The sequence below is a fragment of the Nocardia grenadensis NBRC 108939 genome, assembly GCF_001613445.1.
Lineage (GTDB): Bacteria > Actinomycetota > Actinomycetes > Mycobacteriales > Mycobacteriaceae > Nocardia > Nocardia grenadensis.
In genome coordinates, this window is the sequence record NZ_BDCJ01000006.1 from 224,415 (window position 1) to 240,081 (window position 15,667).

Consider the following 15,667-nt stretch of genomic DNA (forward strand, 5'->3'; position numbering starts at 1 on the left):
GTGGGATGGACATAGAGGATCACCGCGTGGGAGGCTTCGAGCCCAGTCTCGTGCGCCCGTACTCGCTGACCGCCGGTCGTACCCGGCCGAAGGTGGAGTTGGCGCTCGAGGCTCTCGTCGCGTCCCATCCCATTTCGCTCGAACGCCAGTACGAACTGAGCAATATCGAAAACTCGATAGTCGAGTTGTGCAGGGAGTCGCCGTCGGTCGCCGAACTAGCGGCTCGACTGGGTATACCGATCGGGGTGGCGCGTGTACTTGTAGCGGACCTGATCGAAGCCGGGCATGTCCGCGTTTCGGCGACATTGAAAGACGATTCCAGCGACGATGAACGTCGCGAGCTGATCGAAAGGGTTCTTAGTGGACTCCGGCGTATATGATTCGACGGCACAGGTCGATACCCGCCAGACCAAGCCGACCTCGGCGAAGATCGTGGTCGCAGGCGGGTTCGGCGTGGGCAAAACGACGCTGGTGGGGGCAGTTTCGGAAATCGTCCCGTTGAGAACCGAGGCTCTGGTGACCAATGCCAGCGCCGGGATCGACAGTCTCGCGGGTATCGAGAGCAAATCCACCACCACGGTGGCAATGGACTTCGGCCGGATCAGCCTGGCCGAGGATCTGGTGCTGTACCTATTCGGCACTCCGGGCCAGTACCGTTTCTGGTTCATGTGGGACGACCTCATCCGCGGTGCGATCGGCGCGGTCGTGCTGATCGACACCCGGCGGCTGGAGGACAGTTTCGCGGCGGTCGACTACTTCGAGGCGCGGAATCTGCCGTTCCTCGTTGCGCTCAACCAGTTCGACGACGCCCCGCAGTACCCGATCGAGGACATCCGGCAGGCGCTGGCGGTGCCGGCCGACGTGCCGATCATGCCGATCGATGCGCGCCGCCGGGAACCGGCCAAGGAGGCGCTCGTGCGGCTGACCGAATACGCGCTGCAGAAGGTCACCCGGGGCTACTGATCCGGCTGCCCGGCATACTGGTCGGCGTGTCGGTGTGGACAGCTGCGGTGCCGAGCGCCCCGGGGCGGCTCGGATGACGTCGTCGCGAATCGGCGCCCGGCAGCTACTCGAGGCGCTGTTGGATCCCGATTCCTTCGTGACCTGGGATTCCGCGCCCTTGGACATGGCGCGGGCCGGTGCCTACCGGTCCGCGCTCGCCCGAGCGAGCGCGGCGGCGGGAACCGACGAATCGGTGCTCACCGGCGAGGGACTGTTACGTGGTCGCCGTATCGCGGTCATCGCGTGCGAGTTCGGCTTCCTGGCCGGTTCGGTGGGGGTCGCCGCGGCCGAGCGGATCGTCGCTGCTGTCGAACGTGCCACCGAACTGGGGTTGCCGCTGGTCGCCTCGCCGACCTCCGGCGGTACCAGGATGCAGGAGGGCACTCTCGCTTTCGTACAGATGGTGAAGATCGCCGGGGCGGTGGCCGCCCATAAATCGGCCGGTCATCCCTACGTCGTGTACCTGCGCAATCCCACCATGGGCGGGGTGTTCGCCTCCTGGGGGTCGCTGGGACACATCACCTTCGCCGAACCGGGCGCGCTCATCGGTTTCCTCGGGCCGCGGGTGTACGAGGCGCTCTACGGTCATCCGTTTCCCGATGGTGTGCAAACCGCGGAGAACCTGTACCGCAACGGTGTGATCGACGGGGTCGTCGAGGTGCCGGTGTTCCGGCGTATCGCCTTTCGTGCGCTGAGCGTTCTCAGCGGCCGGGCACGGGCGTCCACCGAGGCGGAACCGGCTGTCGCGCAAGAGTTCCCGGAGACCGAGGCCGCGATCGGGGCCTGGGATTCGGTTGTCGCCTCCCGTCGGCCGGATCGCCCGGGACTGCGCGAACTGCTCCGGCGCACCACCCAGCGGGTCCCACTCAGCGGCACCGGGCAGGGGGAGGCGGATCGTACCGTGGTGCTGGCCCTCGCGAGGTTCCACGGCCGGCCGTGTGTGGTGTTCGGTCACGACCGGGCCCATCAGGACCCCGAGCACACCATGGGCCCGGCGGCGTTGCGGGAAGCGCGCCGCAGTATGCAACTGGCGGCCGAACTGCGGCTACCGCTGGTGCTGGTGATCGATACGATCGGCGCCGCGCTGTCCCAAGAGGCCGAAGAGCGGGGTCTCGCGCCCGAAATCGCACGTTGCCTGGCCGATTTGGTAACGCTGGACACCCCGACGGTTTCGGTACTGCTCGGCCAGGGAACCGGCGGTGGCGCGCTCGCGCTGCTCCCGGCGGACCGGGTGCTGGCGGCCAGGCACGGCTGGCTCGCACCACTTCCGCCGGAGGGGGCCAGCGCGATCGTCCATCGCGATACCGAGCACGCACCGGAAATGGCCGCGGCGCAACGTATCCGATCGGCGGATCTGCTGGCCGACGGGATCGTGGACCGTATCGTGCCGGAGTATCCCGACGCCGCGGACGAACCGGTCGAGTTCGCGCGCCGCACCGTCGCGGCGATCGCCGCGGAACTCGACCGGCTGAACGCGCAATCACCCGCCGAACGGCTGGCGACCCGGCAGCGCCGTTACCGCCGGCTGGGGGTCCCGCCCCGACGCGGCGGGACCGGTCGGCCGAAGGAGCCGAGTACCGACTGAGAGGAAACAGTGGCCGGAACCCCTGTGCCGCGAGCGGCGGTCAGTTCTCCGGTTCGGGCTCGGAGCGATTCCAGGCCAGGATCATCGCGGGGGCGCAGCCGCCGGCGAGCAGGGTCGCCAGGACCATCACCCCGCCGGCGTAGGCGGTGCGGAAGGCGTCCGCTTCGGGGAACAGTGCCCCGCTCCAGACGAGATACATCAGCGGCAACACTGTCAGGCCCTGGGTGACGGACAGACCGAACGACCGGGCCTTCTCACGCTGGGCGAACTCCATCTCGTCCAGCGTTTCGGCCGGTGCGTTGTCCTGGGCCTGCGAGACGATCCGCAGCATCGTCCAGGACGGCAGGAAGACCAGGGCGCTGAGTCCGGCGAACAGTGCGGCCCACGCCAACCCGAACGCGCAGAGCACGCCGGTGACGAAGAGCGCGGCGAGCGCGGCGATCACCAGCACCACCAGGGCGCGGCGACGCGGGGTGGTACGCCAGCCCGGCAGCATCCCGGCGATCTGCTTCTTCCGGACGAGCCAGCGCCGTACGCGGTAGGCCTGGTATCGGTCGAGCAGAGTGGTCGGTTCGGTGGCGGCGGTCATGGCTGCTGTCCTTTCTCGCGGGAGTACACCTCGGCCGATAAGGGGGTGAATTCGGTTCGGGAGAACACCGCCTCCACCGGCAGCCGGAACACCTCGCATATCCGCAGGGCGAGGTCCAGGCTCGGGTAGTGGTTGCCGCGTTCGAGCGCGCCGATTGTCTGGGGGTTGACGTTCACCGCGTCGGCCAGGGCCGCACGCGACATGCGGTGTTCGGCCCGCAGTACTGCGATCCGGTTGAAGATCGGTAGTGTTTCCCCGCGCCTTACTGGGCTCACGCAATGAAGTGTTGTAAAAACACAACGATATGTCAAGTGGATCTGTAGCCGGGTGGTCGATGGACACGGGCCGGCCGTTCGTTGACCTGCCGCCCAAGCGCTTCTACCGTCGAGGCGGTGACCACTAGACGTGAGACCGGTGTAGTTCCTCCGATCGTGTTGAACGACGGGAGCTTGATCCCACAGCTCGGTTTCGGGGTGTTCCAGGTTCCGGCCGACCAGGTGTTCGACACTGTCACCGCCGCGCTGAACGCGGGTTACCGCAGTATCGACACCGCGGCGATCTACGAGAACGAAGAGGGCACGGGGCGTGCCATCCGGCAGTTCGGCCTACCCCGCGACGAGGTCTTCGTCACCACGAAACTCTGGAACGCCGACCAGGGCTACGACTCCGCGCTGCGGGCGTTCGACGCCAGCATGCAGCGGCTCGGGCTCGACTACCTCGACCTGTATCTCATCCACTGGCCCGTGCCCGCCGCGAACCGTTTCGTGGACACCTTCCGCGCGTTCCAGCGTTTGAAGGCCGACGGCCGGGTCCGTTCCATCGGGGTCTCCAATTTCCGGATCCCCGACCTGGAGCGGCTCATCGCCGAGACCGGGGAAACGCCCTCGGTGAACCAGATCGAGTTGCACCCCCGGCTGACCCAGCCCGAACTGCGCGAGTACCACGCCGAGCACGCCATCGCCACGGAGGCGTGGAGCCCGCTCGGCCAGGGCGCCGTCCTCGACGATCCGGTGATCACCCGGATCGCCGATGAGGTCGACCGCACGCCGGCGCAGGTGATCATTCGCTGGCATCTGCAACTCGGCAATGTGGTGATCCCGAAATCGGTGACCCCGGCCCGGATCGTGGAGAACTTCGACATTCTCGGGTTCGAGTTGTCGGCCGATCAGGTGGCGGCGATCTCCGCGCTGAACTCCGGGAAGCGCACCGGCGCCGACCCGGAAACCTTCGCTTTCGGCCTGGAGAACTGAACCCGACGCCGGTAGCCGCGCGGCCGACGGCCGCGCGGCCATGACCCGTGTCGGCTTCCCCGGACGAGTGACGCTCCTGTGGCAGAGTGGGCAGTAGCGCCTCGTTATCGGCGGTTGTATCGGTATTCGTTCCGCGGGGAAGGACACACATGCTCGGGGTCAGCCGTGACGGCGACGTCGTCACCATCGAACTACAGCGCGAGGAACGGCGTAACGCGCTGAACCTGGATCTGGTCACCCGGCTGCGGGAGGCGCTGTCCAATGCCCGCCTCGATTCCCGGGCGATCGTGATCACCGGTAGCGGCTCGGTGTTCAGCGCGGGCGCGGATCTCGACGGTGTGTACTCCACCGAGTTCCTCGACGCCCTGCTGGACATGCTGCATGAGGTCGAGTCCATGCCGGTCCCGGTGATCGCGGCGCTGAACGGCCCGGCACTGGGCGCGGGCGTGCAATTGGCGATGGCGGCGGATCTTCGGGTGATGGCCCAGGACTCCTATATCGCCATACCGGCGGCGAAACTGGGCATCTCGGTGGACCGCTGGACCACCCGCCGGCTGGTGACGCTGGTCGGCGGCGGCCCCGCCCGGACGGTACTGCTCGGGGCCGAGCCGATCTCGGCCTCCGACGCCTACACCTTCGGTTTCGCGAACCGGCTCGGCACGGTGGCCGACGCCCAGGGCTGGGCGAAAACCATTGCCGAGCTGGCGCCGTTGTCGCTGCGGCACCTGAAACTCGAACTCAACGACGACGGCACCCGGGATCCGGCCAACCGCGAACAGCAGGCCGCGCTGGAGGCAGCATGGTCCAGCTCGGACGCGGAAGAGGGCAGGCAGGCCCGGCAGGAGAAGCGTCCCGCCAAGTTCGTGGGCAAATGATGAGGGCCCGCACTGCCGCCGCCGCGGCCGCCGGCCTGGCCGGAATGACCGTCTTCGGCTGGGTGGCCCGAGCCCTGGACGGACTGCCGGCCGCGCTCGGCGCGTCCGTGTCCGCCATCGCGCCCACCGCCACGGGCGCGCGCAGTTATCGCGACCGCCAATTCCACAACACCGAACCCGCGGCCCCGATCGTCGTGCGGGAGAACCCGACCGGCCTGTTGTCCATGGTGACCGGTATGCGCGCGGGCCGGCCGAAGGACGCGGTGCCGCTGGCCCGGCCCGAGCATCCGGGTGTGGCGGCAGACCTCGCGGTGACCTGGTACGGGCATGCCAGCGCGCTGATCGAGATCGACGGGTACCGGGTGCTCACCGACCCGGTGTGGAGCGAGCGCGTCTCGCCCTCCCGGCTGGTCGGTCCGTCCCGCATCCATCCTGTCCCGGTCGCGCTGGAGAAGTTGCCGCAGGTGGACGCGGTGGTCATCTCACACGATCACTACGACCACCTGGACGCAGATACCATCGCCACGCTGGTCCGCACCCAGCAGTCGGTTTTCGTGGTGCCGATCGGGGTCGGTGCGCATCTGCGGCACTGGGGCGTGCCGGAGGCCCGGATCGTCGAATTGGACTGGAATTGCTCGTATTCGCTGTCCACGGCCGACGGCGACCGTCCCGAACTCACCATCGTCTGTGCCGAGGCCCGGCATTTCTCGGGTCGCGGACTGGTCCGCAACACCACCCTCTGGGCGGGTTGGGCGCTCGTCGGGCCGAAACATCGCGCCTACTTCGGCGGGGACACGGGATTCACCAAAGCGTTCGCGGCCACGGGCGCGCAGTGGGGTCCGTTCGATCTGACCCTGCTGCCGATCGGCGCCTACGACCCGCACTGGGCCGATATCCACATGAATCCGGAGGAGGCGGTGCGCGCGCACGCCGATCTGTGCCTCGGTGAACCGGAGCACGGCGTTCTGGTGCCGATCCACTGGGCGACGTTCAACCTCGCGCCCCATCCCTGGGCCGAACCGGTCCGCCGGCTGGTGGACGCGGCCGCGGCGGCGGATACCGAGATCGCGGTACCGGTGCCCGGGCAGCGGCTCGATCCGCGTGACCTCCCGCCGGAGCGCCGGTGGTGGGAAGATATGGAGTGAACACTTCCGCACAGTGACAGGGAAGGAATCGGCTATGAGCTTGATGGAAAACCTGAAGAACCTGGTCGGCAAGGGGCAGGAGACAGCTGCCAAGAACTCGGACAAGATCAACCAGGCGGTCGACAAGGCCGGGGATTTCCTCGATCAGAAGACCAAGGGGAAGTACTCGGACAAGATCCAGAAGGGTAAGGAAGCCGCCCACAAGGTGGTTCCGACGGAACATCCGGACGGTGGCCCGGGCCGGCCCGGCGGACCGGGCCCGGAACCGCGTCCGTGAGGTACCGCACGGCGCCGAGCGGGGTTGTCCGCCCGCGGATGTGATCCGGGGTGCGCCGGAGTTTCGGAGGTGAGCCGGGACAGCCGGATATCGAGGTCCGGCTGAGCAACCCGGACAAAGTGCTGTATCCGGCGACCGGCACCACCAAAGGCGAAGTTCTCGAGTACTACTTCGAGATCGCCCCGGCCATGCTGCCGCATCTGGCGGGCCGGCCGGTCACTCGCAAACGCTGGCCCGACGGTGTCGGCGCGTCCTCCTTCTTCGAGAAGAATCTGGCCGCCGGCACCCCGTCCTGGGTGCCGCGCCGTACCCAGCGGCATTCCGGCCGCGCGGTGAGCTACCCGGTGATCTCCTCGCAGGCCGGGCTGGTCTGGCTGGGTCAGCAGGCCGCGCTGGAGATCCATGTGCCGCAGTGGCGCTTCGACGGTGACGAGCGCGGTCCGGCGACCCGGCTGGTGTTCGATCTCGATCCCGGGCCGGGCGCGGGGCTGCCCGAATGCGCGCGGGTGGCGCTGGGCATCCGGGATATGGTCGGCGAGATCGGAATGCGCGCCTACCCGCTGACCAGCGGCAGCAAAGGGATCCACCTCTACGTTCCGTTGGATCGCACGCTCAGTCCCGGTGGTGCGTCGACGGTGGCCAAACAGGTGGCGGAGAATTTGGAGAAACTGCTGCCCGATCTGGTGACGGCCACCATGGCGAAGAAGGTCCGCGCGGGCAAGGTGTTCCTGGACTGGAGCCAGAACAATCCGGCGAAGACCACGATCGCGCCGTACTCGCTGCGCGGCCGGGAGGAACCGAACGTCGCGGCGCCGCGCAGCTGGGACGAGATAGCGGACCCGACGGCGCTGCGGCAGCTGCGTTTCGACGAGGTACTGCGCCGATACCGGTCCGACGGTGATCTGCTCGCCGGGCTGGACCCGCCGCTCGACGACGCCCTGACGAGGTACCGGTCCATGCGGGACCCGGCCCGGACTCCCGAACCGGTACCCGCCGCACCGCCCCGGAGCGGCTCGGGGGATCGGTTCGTCGTCCACGAACACCACGCGCGCCGCCTGCACTGGGACGTGCGGCTCGAACGGGACGGAGTCCTGGTCTCATGGGCGGTGCCCAAAGGTCCGCCGGACAGCCCGAGCCAGAACCGGCTTGCCGTGCACACCGAGGACCATCCGCTCGAGTATCTGGATTTCCACGGCACGATCCCGTCCGGCGAGTACGGCGCGGGGGAGATGTCGGTATGGGACACCGGCACCTACTGGGCCGAGAAGTGGCGGGACGACGAGGTGATCGTGGTGCTGCGCGGGACCCGGCTGAACGGTCGGTACGCGTTGATCCGCACCGAGGGGGACCAGTGGCTCATGCATCTGATGAAGGAGCAGCCGGCGCCCGTGGCCGGCCTCCCGCGCGGTCTGGCGCCCATGCTGGCCACCAGCGGTGATGTTTCGGTGCTACCGGAATCGGAATGGGTGTTCGAGCGCAAATGGGACGGCTTCCGGCTCATCGTGGAGATCGAAGCGGGCGAGTTCCGGTTGCGCAGCCGGGCCGGCAACGATGTGACCGCGCAGTATCCGCAGTTCGCGAAGCTGGCCGCCGATCTGGACGGGCACCAGGTGGTGCTGGACGGGGAGATCATCGTCCGCGACCCGGACGGCGCGGTGAACGTCGCACTGCTGAAGGCGAATCCGCGGCGGGCGGAATTCGTGGCCTTCGATCTGCTCTATCTGGACGGCACCTCACTGCTGCGTAAACGCTACCGCGACCGCCGCCGGGTCCTGGAGGCACTCGCCGCGACCGCGCCCACCCTGCGGGTGCCGCCGCCGTACGCGGGCAGCGGTGCGGACGCCGTGCGGCAGAGCGAACTGGACGGGGTGGAGGGGGTCGTCGCCAAGAAGGTCGATTCGGTGTATCTGCCCGGAACCCGCGGCCGGACGTGGGTGAAGCAGCGCAACTGGCGGACCCAGCAGGTGGTGGTCGGTGGAATGCGGCGCAGTCGCGCTCGTCCGTTCGCGTCACTGCTGGTGGGCATTCCCGCCGAGGACGGTCTGGTGTACGCGGGACGGGTGGGCACCGGATTCGGGGACGCGGGTATGCGCGAGTTGGCCATCCGGCTGCACCGGCTGGAACGCAAGACCAGCCCGTTCGTCAACGAGATGTCGGCCGACGAACGCCGCGACGCGATCTGGGTGACGCCGAAGGTGGAAGGCACTGTGCGCTACATGGATTGGACCGAGACCGGCCGGCTCTGGCATCCGGCGTGGCTGGGCGAACTGTGAGCGCCGTCGCCACCGGTGATGTCACCCCTGTGTCGAATCCGCTGGGTACTGTGATGTTCGAGCGAGTTCGAGCAAGGAGTACGACATGGATTTCAAGGGTCTGGCGAACAAGGCATTGGGTCTGGCGCGCAAGAACGCCGACAAGGTCGACCCGCTGATCGAGAAGGTCGGCGACGCGGTGGACAAGAAGACCGGCGGCAAATACGCGGGGCAGGTGGACAAGGCGCAGGAGGCGGCGCGGAAAGCGGTGCGCGACCAGAAGCAGAAGTAACCGTGGCCGGAACCGGCCTCTCGTGACTGTGCCCGGTCAGATCAGAAGTTCGGCGGTGAGCGCTCCGGCGCAGACCGCTACCACCACTACCAGGGCGAAGGCGTCGTTGCGGCCGGGGGCGGCCGGGCGGGCGGTGAGCTGTCCCGTCCCGCCCCGGGCGGTAATCGCTTCACCCAGTTCGCCGGCCCGCCGGGTGGATACCGCCATGGCGGCGGTGAGGATATCGATGACCGGGTCGGTGGTGCGGCGCAGCAGATCGGGTTTGGGGCGCAGGCGGCGGGCGGCGCGCAGGATACGGATCTCCTCGAGCAGCAGGGGGAGGCCGCGCAGGGTCAGCGCCACCACCACGGCCAGCTCGTCCACCGGTACCCGCAGGCGGCGCAGCGGCCGGCCGAGAGTGGCCAGGGCGGGAGCGATTTCGCTCATAGGTGTGGTCCAGGCGATGAGCATGGACGCGGCCACCAGGATCAGCCCGAACACGACCACCTGCGCGTAGCGCAGTACGGCGGCGCCACCGACCGGCACATTGATCAGTGCGCCGAGCGCGATCAGCAGCCAGAACAGTAGCGGCAGGCGGGGCAGTACCCCCAGCGGCAGCCGGGCCACGAGTCCGATCGCGATCAGGAACACGATCATGACGCCGAGGATCGGCCAGCTCGGCAGGATCATCAGCAGCAGGCTGATCAGGAACGCGGCGATCATCTTGGTTCCGGCCCACAGGTTGTGGACCGGGCTGGCCACCGGGACCCGGCGCAGCAGGACGGTGCTCATGGGGTGCCTCCGTGGTCGATGCCGTGGGCGTCGCCGCCGCGCAACCGCCAGGCCGCGCCCGGGGCGCGCCGGTGAGCCGGACCGGACGGATGGACAGCCGGAATGGGTGCGGTGTCGGCCTCCCCGCCGGGCACGGCGGCGGCCGCCGTCTCGGTTTCCGGGATACGGCCCGCGCGCAGGTGGACGGTGCGATCGCAGATGGCCGCCACATCCTCCACATCGTGGGAGATGACGATCAGCGTGAGCCCCGAATCGCGGAGCCGGGCCAGTAGTTCGACGATATCGGCGCGGCCCTCGGGATCCAGTCCGGCCAGTGGTTCGTCCAGCACCACCACCTGTGGGTGGGCGGCGACTATAGCGGCCAGCACCACCCGTTTGGCCTGGCCGCCGCTGAGTTCTTCGATGGACCGGGTGGTCAGGGAGCGGTCGAGGCCGACGGCATCCAGGGCCTTGCCCACGGTGCCCGAACCGGTGCCTTCGCCGCCCCAATCGGCGACCTCCTCGCCGACGGTATGCCGTTGTAGCTGCAGCCGGGAATGCTGGAAGGCCAGTTCCACCCGGCCGATCTGTTTGCTGACCGGCTTGCCCGCCAGCTCGCAGCGTCCGGTGCTGGGCGCGATGAGTCCGGCCATGATCCAGGCCAGGGTCGATTTTCCCGACCCGTTCCCGCCGACCACCAGCAGTGCTTCCCCGCGGCGGACCGACAGGTCGACACCGTGCAGGGCGGGCGCCTCCCACGGTGTGCCGCGGTTGTAGGTGTGCCGGACCCCGCGCAATTCGAGCAGCGTCTCGCCCATGGGACGGTGGCGCCGGGCCCGGGCCGGTTTCGGCCAGGCGGGCAGCCGGCCGACCATCCGGCCTGCGGCCAGATGCACCACCCGGTCGGCGGCGTCGGCGTCGGCTTCGTGATGGGTCACCAGGACGACGGCCATGGCGTGCCGTTTCGGCAGCCCGGCCAGTAGTGTCACCAGTTCGCGGCGGCCGTCCGGGTCGATCATGGAGGTGGCTTCGTCGGCGATGAGCAGGGCCGGTCGCCGCGCCAGGGCCGCCGCGACCGCCAGTCGCTGCTGCTGGCCACCGGACAGGGTGGCGGTCTCCCGGTCGCCCATCCCGTCCAGCCCGACCTCGTTCAGCAGGGCGTCGATATCGACCTCGGCCGCGAGGGCGGTGGGTAGTCCCCAGACCACATCGTCGGCGACCAGCACACCCAGCGTCTGGCTTTCCGGCCGCTGCAGGACCAGCGCCGTCCCGCCCAGATGGCCGAGCCCCGCGGAGCCGGGCCGTTCGACCGACCCGCTGCTCGGCGGCAATCCCGCCAGCAGCCGGGTGAGAGTCGATTTCCCGGACCCGTTGTGGCCGACCACCGCGACGAATTCGCCGACCTCGACCCGCAGGTCGACACCGGTCAACGCGTCGGCGGTGCCGCCGGGGTACCGGTATCCGGCCGCGCGCAGGGTCACCGGCAAGGGGGCTATCGGGCGGTCGTCGGCGGGGGCGTCGAGGCGGTCGGTGCCGGGGAGCCAGGCGAGACGGTCCAGCACGGACCCGAGCACGAACCACGAGACCAGCGCGGTGACCACGGTCCCGGCCAGGACGGTGCCGCCGATGTAGACCCACCACCACTGCAGGACCACATCGGTGGCGTGCAGGACACCGCGGCCGAGCGGTTCCAGGTGCTGCTGGCGGGAGGTGAGTTCGGCCAGGCCCGTCGCGGTGTTGCGGACGGTGTCGAAGAGCAGGTCGCGGGTGGCGGAGAAGGCCAGCAGGAAGCCGACCGAGAATGCGCCCCAGGCGACACCGGCGAGAACCGAGAGCCCGGTGACCGCGACGATACCGCCGCGGCGACGTTTGACCGTGCCGACGATGCCGCCGATGGTGGCGGTGGCCACCATCGCCATGGCGGCGGTGAGGCCGGCCGCCACGAAGGTGACCAGGGCGGCCGAGATCGAGGCGGTGAGTACGGTCCGGAATCGGTAGCGGTGTGCGAGCAGGCCCATGGGCACGGCCGCGACCAGTTGCAGGGCGGCCGCGAAGGGGATCACGGCGCCGACGGTCACCAGTCCGACGGTGACGCCGCCGAGTACCGCGCCGGTGGCGAGCTCGATGGGACGCAGCGCCCCGCCGCGCTCGGTCCGGCTCGGCGCGGTGCCGTGGTCGTCGCCGTCGGACGCGGTCGTGCCGAGCACGGTCGCGCCCGGCTCGCCGGCGGCCGGGTCCGGTGCGCCGGGACGGGGGGCTGCGGACTGGTCGCTCACGTACTCGAGTCTGCCAGCCCGGCGGGTGGACGCGAATCGACGGTGTTGCAAGCATGCGCATTGACGCATATGTTTGTCGGGTGGGACATGATCATAAGCATCACGTATCACCGGAGAGTGCTTCCGGGAAATATGTCGGCCGTCTGGGGATCGCCCTGGCCATCGGCCTGGGATTCATGCTGATCGAGCTGGTGGTCGCGCTGGCCACCGGTTCGCTGGCACTGCTCTCGGACGCCGCCCATATGCTCACCGATGTCGTGGGTATCGCCATGGCGTTGTCGGCCATCATGCTCGCCCGCAATACGCGACCCAGCTATACCCGTACCTTCGGTTACTACCGGGCCGAGGTGATCGCCGCACTCGCCAACGCCGTCCTGCTGTTCGCGGTCGCCGGGTATGTACTGATCGAGGCGGTGCGCCGCTTCGGGGAACCGCCGGAGGTGCCCGGTGGGCCGGTGCTGGCCGCCGGTGTCATCGGCCTGCTGGCCAATATCGCGGCCTTCCTGCTGCTGCGGCGCGGAGCCGAGGAGAGCCTCAATGTGCGCGGCGCCTATCTGGAGGTTCTGGCCGATATGGTCGGGTCGTTCGGTGTGCTGCTGTCCGCCGCGATCACGCTGACCACCGGCTGGCTCTACGCCGATATGATCGTCGGCGTCGCCATCGGCCTGTGGGTGCTGCCCCGCACCTATCTGCTGGCCCGGCGCGCGCTGCGCATCCTGTTCCAGCACAGCCCCGAAGAGCTCGACGTCGAGAAGGTGGCGGCCGAACTGGCCGCGGTCCCGGGCGTCTGCGATGTGCACGACCTGCACGTATGGACATTGACCTCGGGTATGGAGGTCGCCTCGGCCCATATCACCACCACCGGATCCGATTCCGGTGACGAGGTACTACGCGCCGCCCAGCACCTGCTCGCCGATCGCTTCCACATCCACCACGCGACCCTCCAGGTGGAGACCACCGATACCGCCCGCCGGTGCGCGGAGCTGTCCTGGTGACCGCATCATGACCAATCGAGATATTCGGCCATAATGTCGGCATGGTGCAACGTCCGTCGATCCGGGACTGGGACTTCCCGCGGGGAGTCGCCAGTGTCGCGCTCATGGCCGGATACGGCGCGGAGCACGGAGTTCCCACCGCCGCACTACTGCGCGGAACCGATCTCACCGAAGCGCGGCTGCACGACCCGGACGCGCAGATCGACGCACACACCGAACTCGCGGTGGTGCGCAACCTGGTCCGCGAACTCGACCGCCCCGGTATGGGCATCGAGGTGGGCCGGCGCTACCGCATCACCACCTTCGGCATCTTCGGTTTCGCCTGTGTCAGCAGCCCCACCCTGGCCCAGGCGATCGATTTCGCCCTGCGCTACCTCGAACTGAGCTTCACCTTCTGCCTGCCGGTGACCCAGTGGGAGCACGGCGAATTCATCGGCCGCATCCACGACGAATCGGTGCCCGCCGATATCCGTCAGTTCCTGGTGGAACGCGATGTGACCGCCATGCACCAGGTGATGAGCGATCTGCTGGGCCGGCACCTCGCCCTGGTGCGTGCCGAATTCCGATTCCCCGAACCGGCCTACGCCGACCTGCTCGCCGAGGTGACCGTGGCCCGGCCGCGGTTCGGACAGCCGCACCATCTGGTGGCCATCGACCCGGCGATCCTGGACCGGCCGCTACCACAGGCCAACGAACACACACTGGCCATCTGCCTGGCACAGTGCCGAGACCTGGTGCACCGGCGGCGGGCGCGAACCGGGATCGCCGCGGAGGTGCGCGCGCGGCTGGTGCCCCGCGGCGGGATGGACGGACTCACCGCGCCGCCCGGTATCGACACCGTGGCCGCCGACCTGAACATGAGCACCCGTACCCTGCGCCGCCATCTCGACGCCGCCGGTACCAGCTATCGGGCCCTGTTGGACGAAGTACGCCAAGCCTTGGCGGAGGAGATGCTGACCACCACCCCGCTGTCGGTGAGTGATGTGGCGATCCGGCTCGGCTATGCGGAGGCCTCGACCTTCATCTACGCGTTCCGGCGCTGGACCGGCGGCACCCCCGCCGCCTACCGGCGAGCCCGCGCCGGCCGGTACTGAATCGGATCAGAACGGCGTACCGATCCAGCCGCCCATCGGGACGCTGCGGAAATGGCTGATCAGCCGGTGTTCGTCGTCGATGACGTGCAGCGCGACCGCCGGGTCCGGCGCGTAGTCCATCACCCGCTCGGGCGGCGCGAGTTCCCATTCACCGCCGAGCACCGAGGCGGTACTCGGGCCCATGAGCAGCGGCCGCCCGCCGAAGGTGGCGACCGCGGCGGTGTGCGCGTGCCCGGTCAGCGTGCCGATGATCCGTTCGTCGCCGGTGATGACCGCGGCCAGTCGCTCCGGCCCGGCCAGCGCGATGGGATCCACGATCGGGCTGTGCAAGAACACCGGGGGATGGTGCAGCGCCAGCAGAACGGAATCGTCGGCGGGGGTCTCGGCGAGAGTCGCGTGCAACCAGTCGTAGGTTTCGTCGGTCAGCCGCCCGGCGGACTGCCCCGGAACACTGGAATCGAGCAGGATCAGCGTGACACCGCGGACCCGGTGCACCTGGTTGACGGGGTCGTCGAGCGGGGGCGCGCCGAGCAGCACCTCCCGGAACGCCGCCCGCTCGTCGTGATTCCCCGGAATCGCCAGCACCGGCAGATCGGCCTGTAGCGCCGCCCGGGCCTCGGCGTACTCCTCCGGTTTGCCGGAATCGGTGATATCGCCGGTCACCACGATCACATCGGGCCGCCGCCGCAGATCCGCGAGATAGGCCATGACCCGCTGCGCCCGTTCGGTGTTACGGGTGCCGAGATCGAAATGTGTATCGCTGATCTGAGCCACCAAGATCATCGGACGCTCCTGTGTTTATTTGCGGCGCCTTCGGCGCCGTGGGGGCGAGGCCCCCGAAGGTCCCGCCGTTCAACCCTCGAGACTCGTGGCTTCGCCACATTCGCTTCGAGGGGTGAACGGCGGGACGGGCCTCGCCCCTTTCAGGGTCTCGTAAGACTCGACACCGCCTGGGGTCCCGGTCCGGCGCCGCGTTCGTCAACCGTGTGTCCCGGTCCGGTGCTGGGTCCTTCGACCAGCTTAGGGCAGTTGGCCAGTGCGAACAGTGCGGGTGAGAGGGAGGACACCACCGGGCGGGGTGCTGCGGGATGTGGCCGGGACCGCTGCAATCGAGACGTCGTCGGGTACGCCTCGGTATCACCGGGAACGCCTCGGCATCAGCCGATGCAGCGCCGGAAAGAAACAGCCCGCCCCCGAGCTCGGGGCGGGTAGCTATCGCGGCCGGGTGCCGAGGACCACGGGCCGAAACCGGCCCCGGGCGGTTCGGCAACGGCGATCAGTGCGC

General features: G+C 68.9%; 16 protein-coding genes. 11 read left to right on the forward strand and 5 right to left on the reverse strand.

What is annotated here, in order from left to right; genetic code table 11:
* Positions 1–5 precede the first annotated feature (5 nt).
* The 3 genes from NGR01S_RS07980 (at position 6) to NGR01S_RS07990 (ending at position 2,587) form a co-directional block, all read left to right on the forward strand.
* Complete coding sequence (locus NGR01S_RS07980) at positions 6–380, forward strand: DUF742 domain-containing protein (protein ID WP_063035525.1); 375 nt, start codon at positions 6–8, stop codon at positions 378–380.
* On the forward strand, positions 361–963 hold the full coding sequence (locus NGR01S_RS07985) for a GTP-binding protein (protein WP_174372388.1): 603 nt from the start codon (positions 361–363) through the stop codon (positions 961–963). Before NGR01S_RS07980 ends, NGR01S_RS07985 begins: the two co-directional genes overlap by 20 nt.
* 73 nt (positions 964–1,036) lie before the next feature.
* Positions 1,037–2,587 carry an acetyl-coenzyme A carboxylase carboxyl transferase subunits beta/alpha gene (locus NGR01S_RS07990; RefSeq protein ID WP_063035526.1) on the forward strand — a complete coding sequence of 517 codons (1,551 nt, stop codon included), beginning with the start codon at positions 1,037–1,039 and terminating at the stop codon, positions 2,585–2,587.
* Between the two features lie 40 nt (positions 2,588–2,627).
* Here the strand turns inward: NGR01S_RS07990 and NGR01S_RS07995 are convergent, their stop codons facing one another.
* Entirely contained in the window at positions 2,628–3,176 is a 549-nt protein-coding gene (locus tag NGR01S_RS07995; protein WP_063035527.1) for a hypothetical protein, read from the reverse strand.
* Entirely contained in the window at positions 3,173–3,451 is a 279-nt protein-coding gene (locus NGR01S_RS08000; protein WP_084480478.1) for a helix-turn-helix transcriptional regulator, read from the reverse strand. Before NGR01S_RS08000 ends, NGR01S_RS07995 begins: the two co-directional genes overlap by 4 nt.
* Before the next feature lie 117 nt (positions 3,452–3,568).
* Here NGR01S_RS08000 and NGR01S_RS08005 point away from each other — a divergent pair, with 117 nt between their 5' ends.
* The 6 genes from NGR01S_RS08005 to NGR01S_RS08030 all read left to right on the forward strand — a co-directional run bounded on the left by NGR01S_RS08005 (position 3,569) and on the right by NGR01S_RS08030 (position 9,267).
* A complete protein-coding gene (locus NGR01S_RS08005; RefSeq protein WP_063035529.1) occupies positions 3,569–4,426 on the forward strand; it encodes an aldo/keto reductase in 858 nt (285 codons plus the stop codon).
* 149 nt (positions 4,427–4,575) lie between these two features.
* On the forward strand, positions 4,576–5,301 hold the full coding sequence (locus NGR01S_RS08010; protein ID WP_063035530.1) for an enoyl-CoA hydratase: 726 nt from the start codon (positions 4,576–4,578) through the stop codon (positions 5,299–5,301).
* On the forward strand, positions 5,298–6,446 hold the full coding sequence (locus NGR01S_RS08015; RefSeq protein ID WP_157107163.1) for an MBL fold metallo-hydrolase: 1,149 nt from the start codon (positions 5,298–5,300) through the stop codon (positions 6,444–6,446). The genes NGR01S_RS08010 and NGR01S_RS08015 overlap by 4 nt, the downstream gene beginning before the upstream one ends.
* A gap of 34 nt (positions 6,447–6,480) precedes the next feature.
* On the forward strand, positions 6,481–6,723 hold the full coding sequence (locus tag NGR01S_RS08020) for an antitoxin (RefSeq protein WP_063035532.1): 243 nt from the start codon (positions 6,481–6,483) through the stop codon (positions 6,721–6,723).
* Positions 6,724–6,773: 50 nt separating this feature from the next.
* Positions 6,774–8,996, forward strand: coding sequence for an ATP-dependent DNA ligase (locus NGR01S_RS08025; RefSeq protein WP_063035533.1), 2,223 nt, complete (start codon positions 6,774–6,776; stop codon positions 8,994–8,996).
* 85 nt (positions 8,997–9,081) lie between these two features.
* Positions 9,082–9,267 (forward strand): antitoxin, encoded by a 186-nt coding sequence (locus NGR01S_RS08030; protein ID WP_063035534.1) that lies wholly within the window; start codon positions 9,082–9,084, stop codon positions 9,265–9,267.
* Positions 9,268–9,303: 36 nt separating this feature from the next.
* Here the strand turns inward: NGR01S_RS08030 and NGR01S_RS08035 are convergent, their stop codons facing one another.
* Complete coding sequence (locus NGR01S_RS08035; protein WP_063035535.1) at positions 9,304–10,038, reverse strand: CbiQ family ECF transporter T component; 735 nt, start codon at positions 10,036–10,038, stop codon at positions 9,304–9,306.
* Positions 10,035–12,152 carry an ABC transporter ATP-binding protein gene (locus NGR01S_RS08040; protein ID WP_063035694.1) on the reverse strand — a complete coding sequence of 706 codons (2,118 nt, stop codon included), beginning with the start codon at positions 12,150–12,152 and terminating at the stop codon, positions 10,035–10,037. Before NGR01S_RS08040 ends, NGR01S_RS08035 begins: the two co-directional genes overlap by 4 nt.
* 221 nt (positions 12,153–12,373) lie before the next feature.
* Here NGR01S_RS08040 and NGR01S_RS08045 point away from each other — a divergent pair, with 221 nt between their 5' ends.
* Together NGR01S_RS08045 and NGR01S_RS08050 are read left to right on the forward strand one after the other, a co-directional pair.
* Positions 12,374–13,288: a cation diffusion facilitator family transporter gene (locus tag NGR01S_RS08045; protein WP_281179724.1), complete on the forward strand. Its 915-nt coding sequence runs from the start codon at positions 12,374–12,376 to the stop codon at positions 13,286–13,288.
* Positions 13,289–13,329: 41 nt separating this feature from the next.
* Complete coding sequence (locus NGR01S_RS08050) at positions 13,330–14,382, forward strand: AraC family transcriptional regulator (protein WP_063035537.1); 1,053 nt, start codon at positions 13,330–13,332, stop codon at positions 14,380–14,382.
* A 6-nt stretch (positions 14,383–14,388) separates the two neighbouring features.
* On the opposite strand, the gene NGR01S_RS08055 is transcribed toward NGR01S_RS08050, so the two are convergent.
* Positions 14,389–15,165, reverse strand: a complete 777-nt coding sequence (locus NGR01S_RS08055) for a metallophosphoesterase (RefSeq protein ID WP_063035538.1) — start codon at positions 15,163–15,165, stop codon at positions 14,389–14,391.
* Positions 15,166–15,667 lie beyond the last annotated feature (502 nt).

Bases quoted from the DNA above. Each gene is read 5' to 3' on its own strand.
- NGR01S_RS08050 (WP_063035537.1), top strand. From the start codon at position 13,330: ATGGTGCAACGTCCGTCGATCCGGGACTGGGACTTCCCGCGGGGAGTC.
- NGR01S_RS08030 (WP_063035534.1), top strand. From the start codon at position 9,082: ATGGATTTCAAGGGTCTGGCGAACAAGGCATTGGGTCTGGCGCGCAAG.
- NGR01S_RS08020 (WP_063035532.1), top strand. From the start codon at position 6,481: ATGAGCTTGATGGAAAACCTGAAGAACCTGGTCGGCAAGGGGCAGGAG.
- NGR01S_RS08015 (WP_157107163.1), top strand. From the start codon at position 5,298: ATGATGAGGGCCCGCACTGCCGCCGCCGCGGCCGCCGGCCTGGCCGGA.
- NGR01S_RS07990 (WP_063035526.1), top strand. From the start codon at position 1,037: ATGACGTCGTCGCGAATCGGCGCCCGGCAGCTACTCGAGGCGCTGTTG.
- NGR01S_RS08055 (WP_063035538.1), bottom strand. From the start codon at position 15,165: ATGATCTTGGTGGCTCAGATCAGCGATACACATTTCGATCTCGGCACC.
- NGR01S_RS07995 (WP_063035527.1), bottom strand. From the start codon at position 3,176: ATGACCGCCGCCACCGAACCGACCACTCTGCTCGACCGATACCAGGCC.
- NGR01S_RS08035 (WP_063035535.1), bottom strand. From the start codon at position 10,038: ATGAGCACCGTCCTGCTGCGCCGGGTCCCGGTGGCCAGCCCGGTCCAC.
- NGR01S_RS07980 (WP_063035525.1), top strand. From the start codon at position 6: ATGGACATAGAGGATCACCGCGTGGGAGGCTTCGAGCCCAGTCTCGTG.
- NGR01S_RS08010 (WP_063035530.1), top strand. From the start codon at position 4,576: ATGCTCGGGGTCAGCCGTGACGGCGACGTCGTCACCATCGAACTACAG.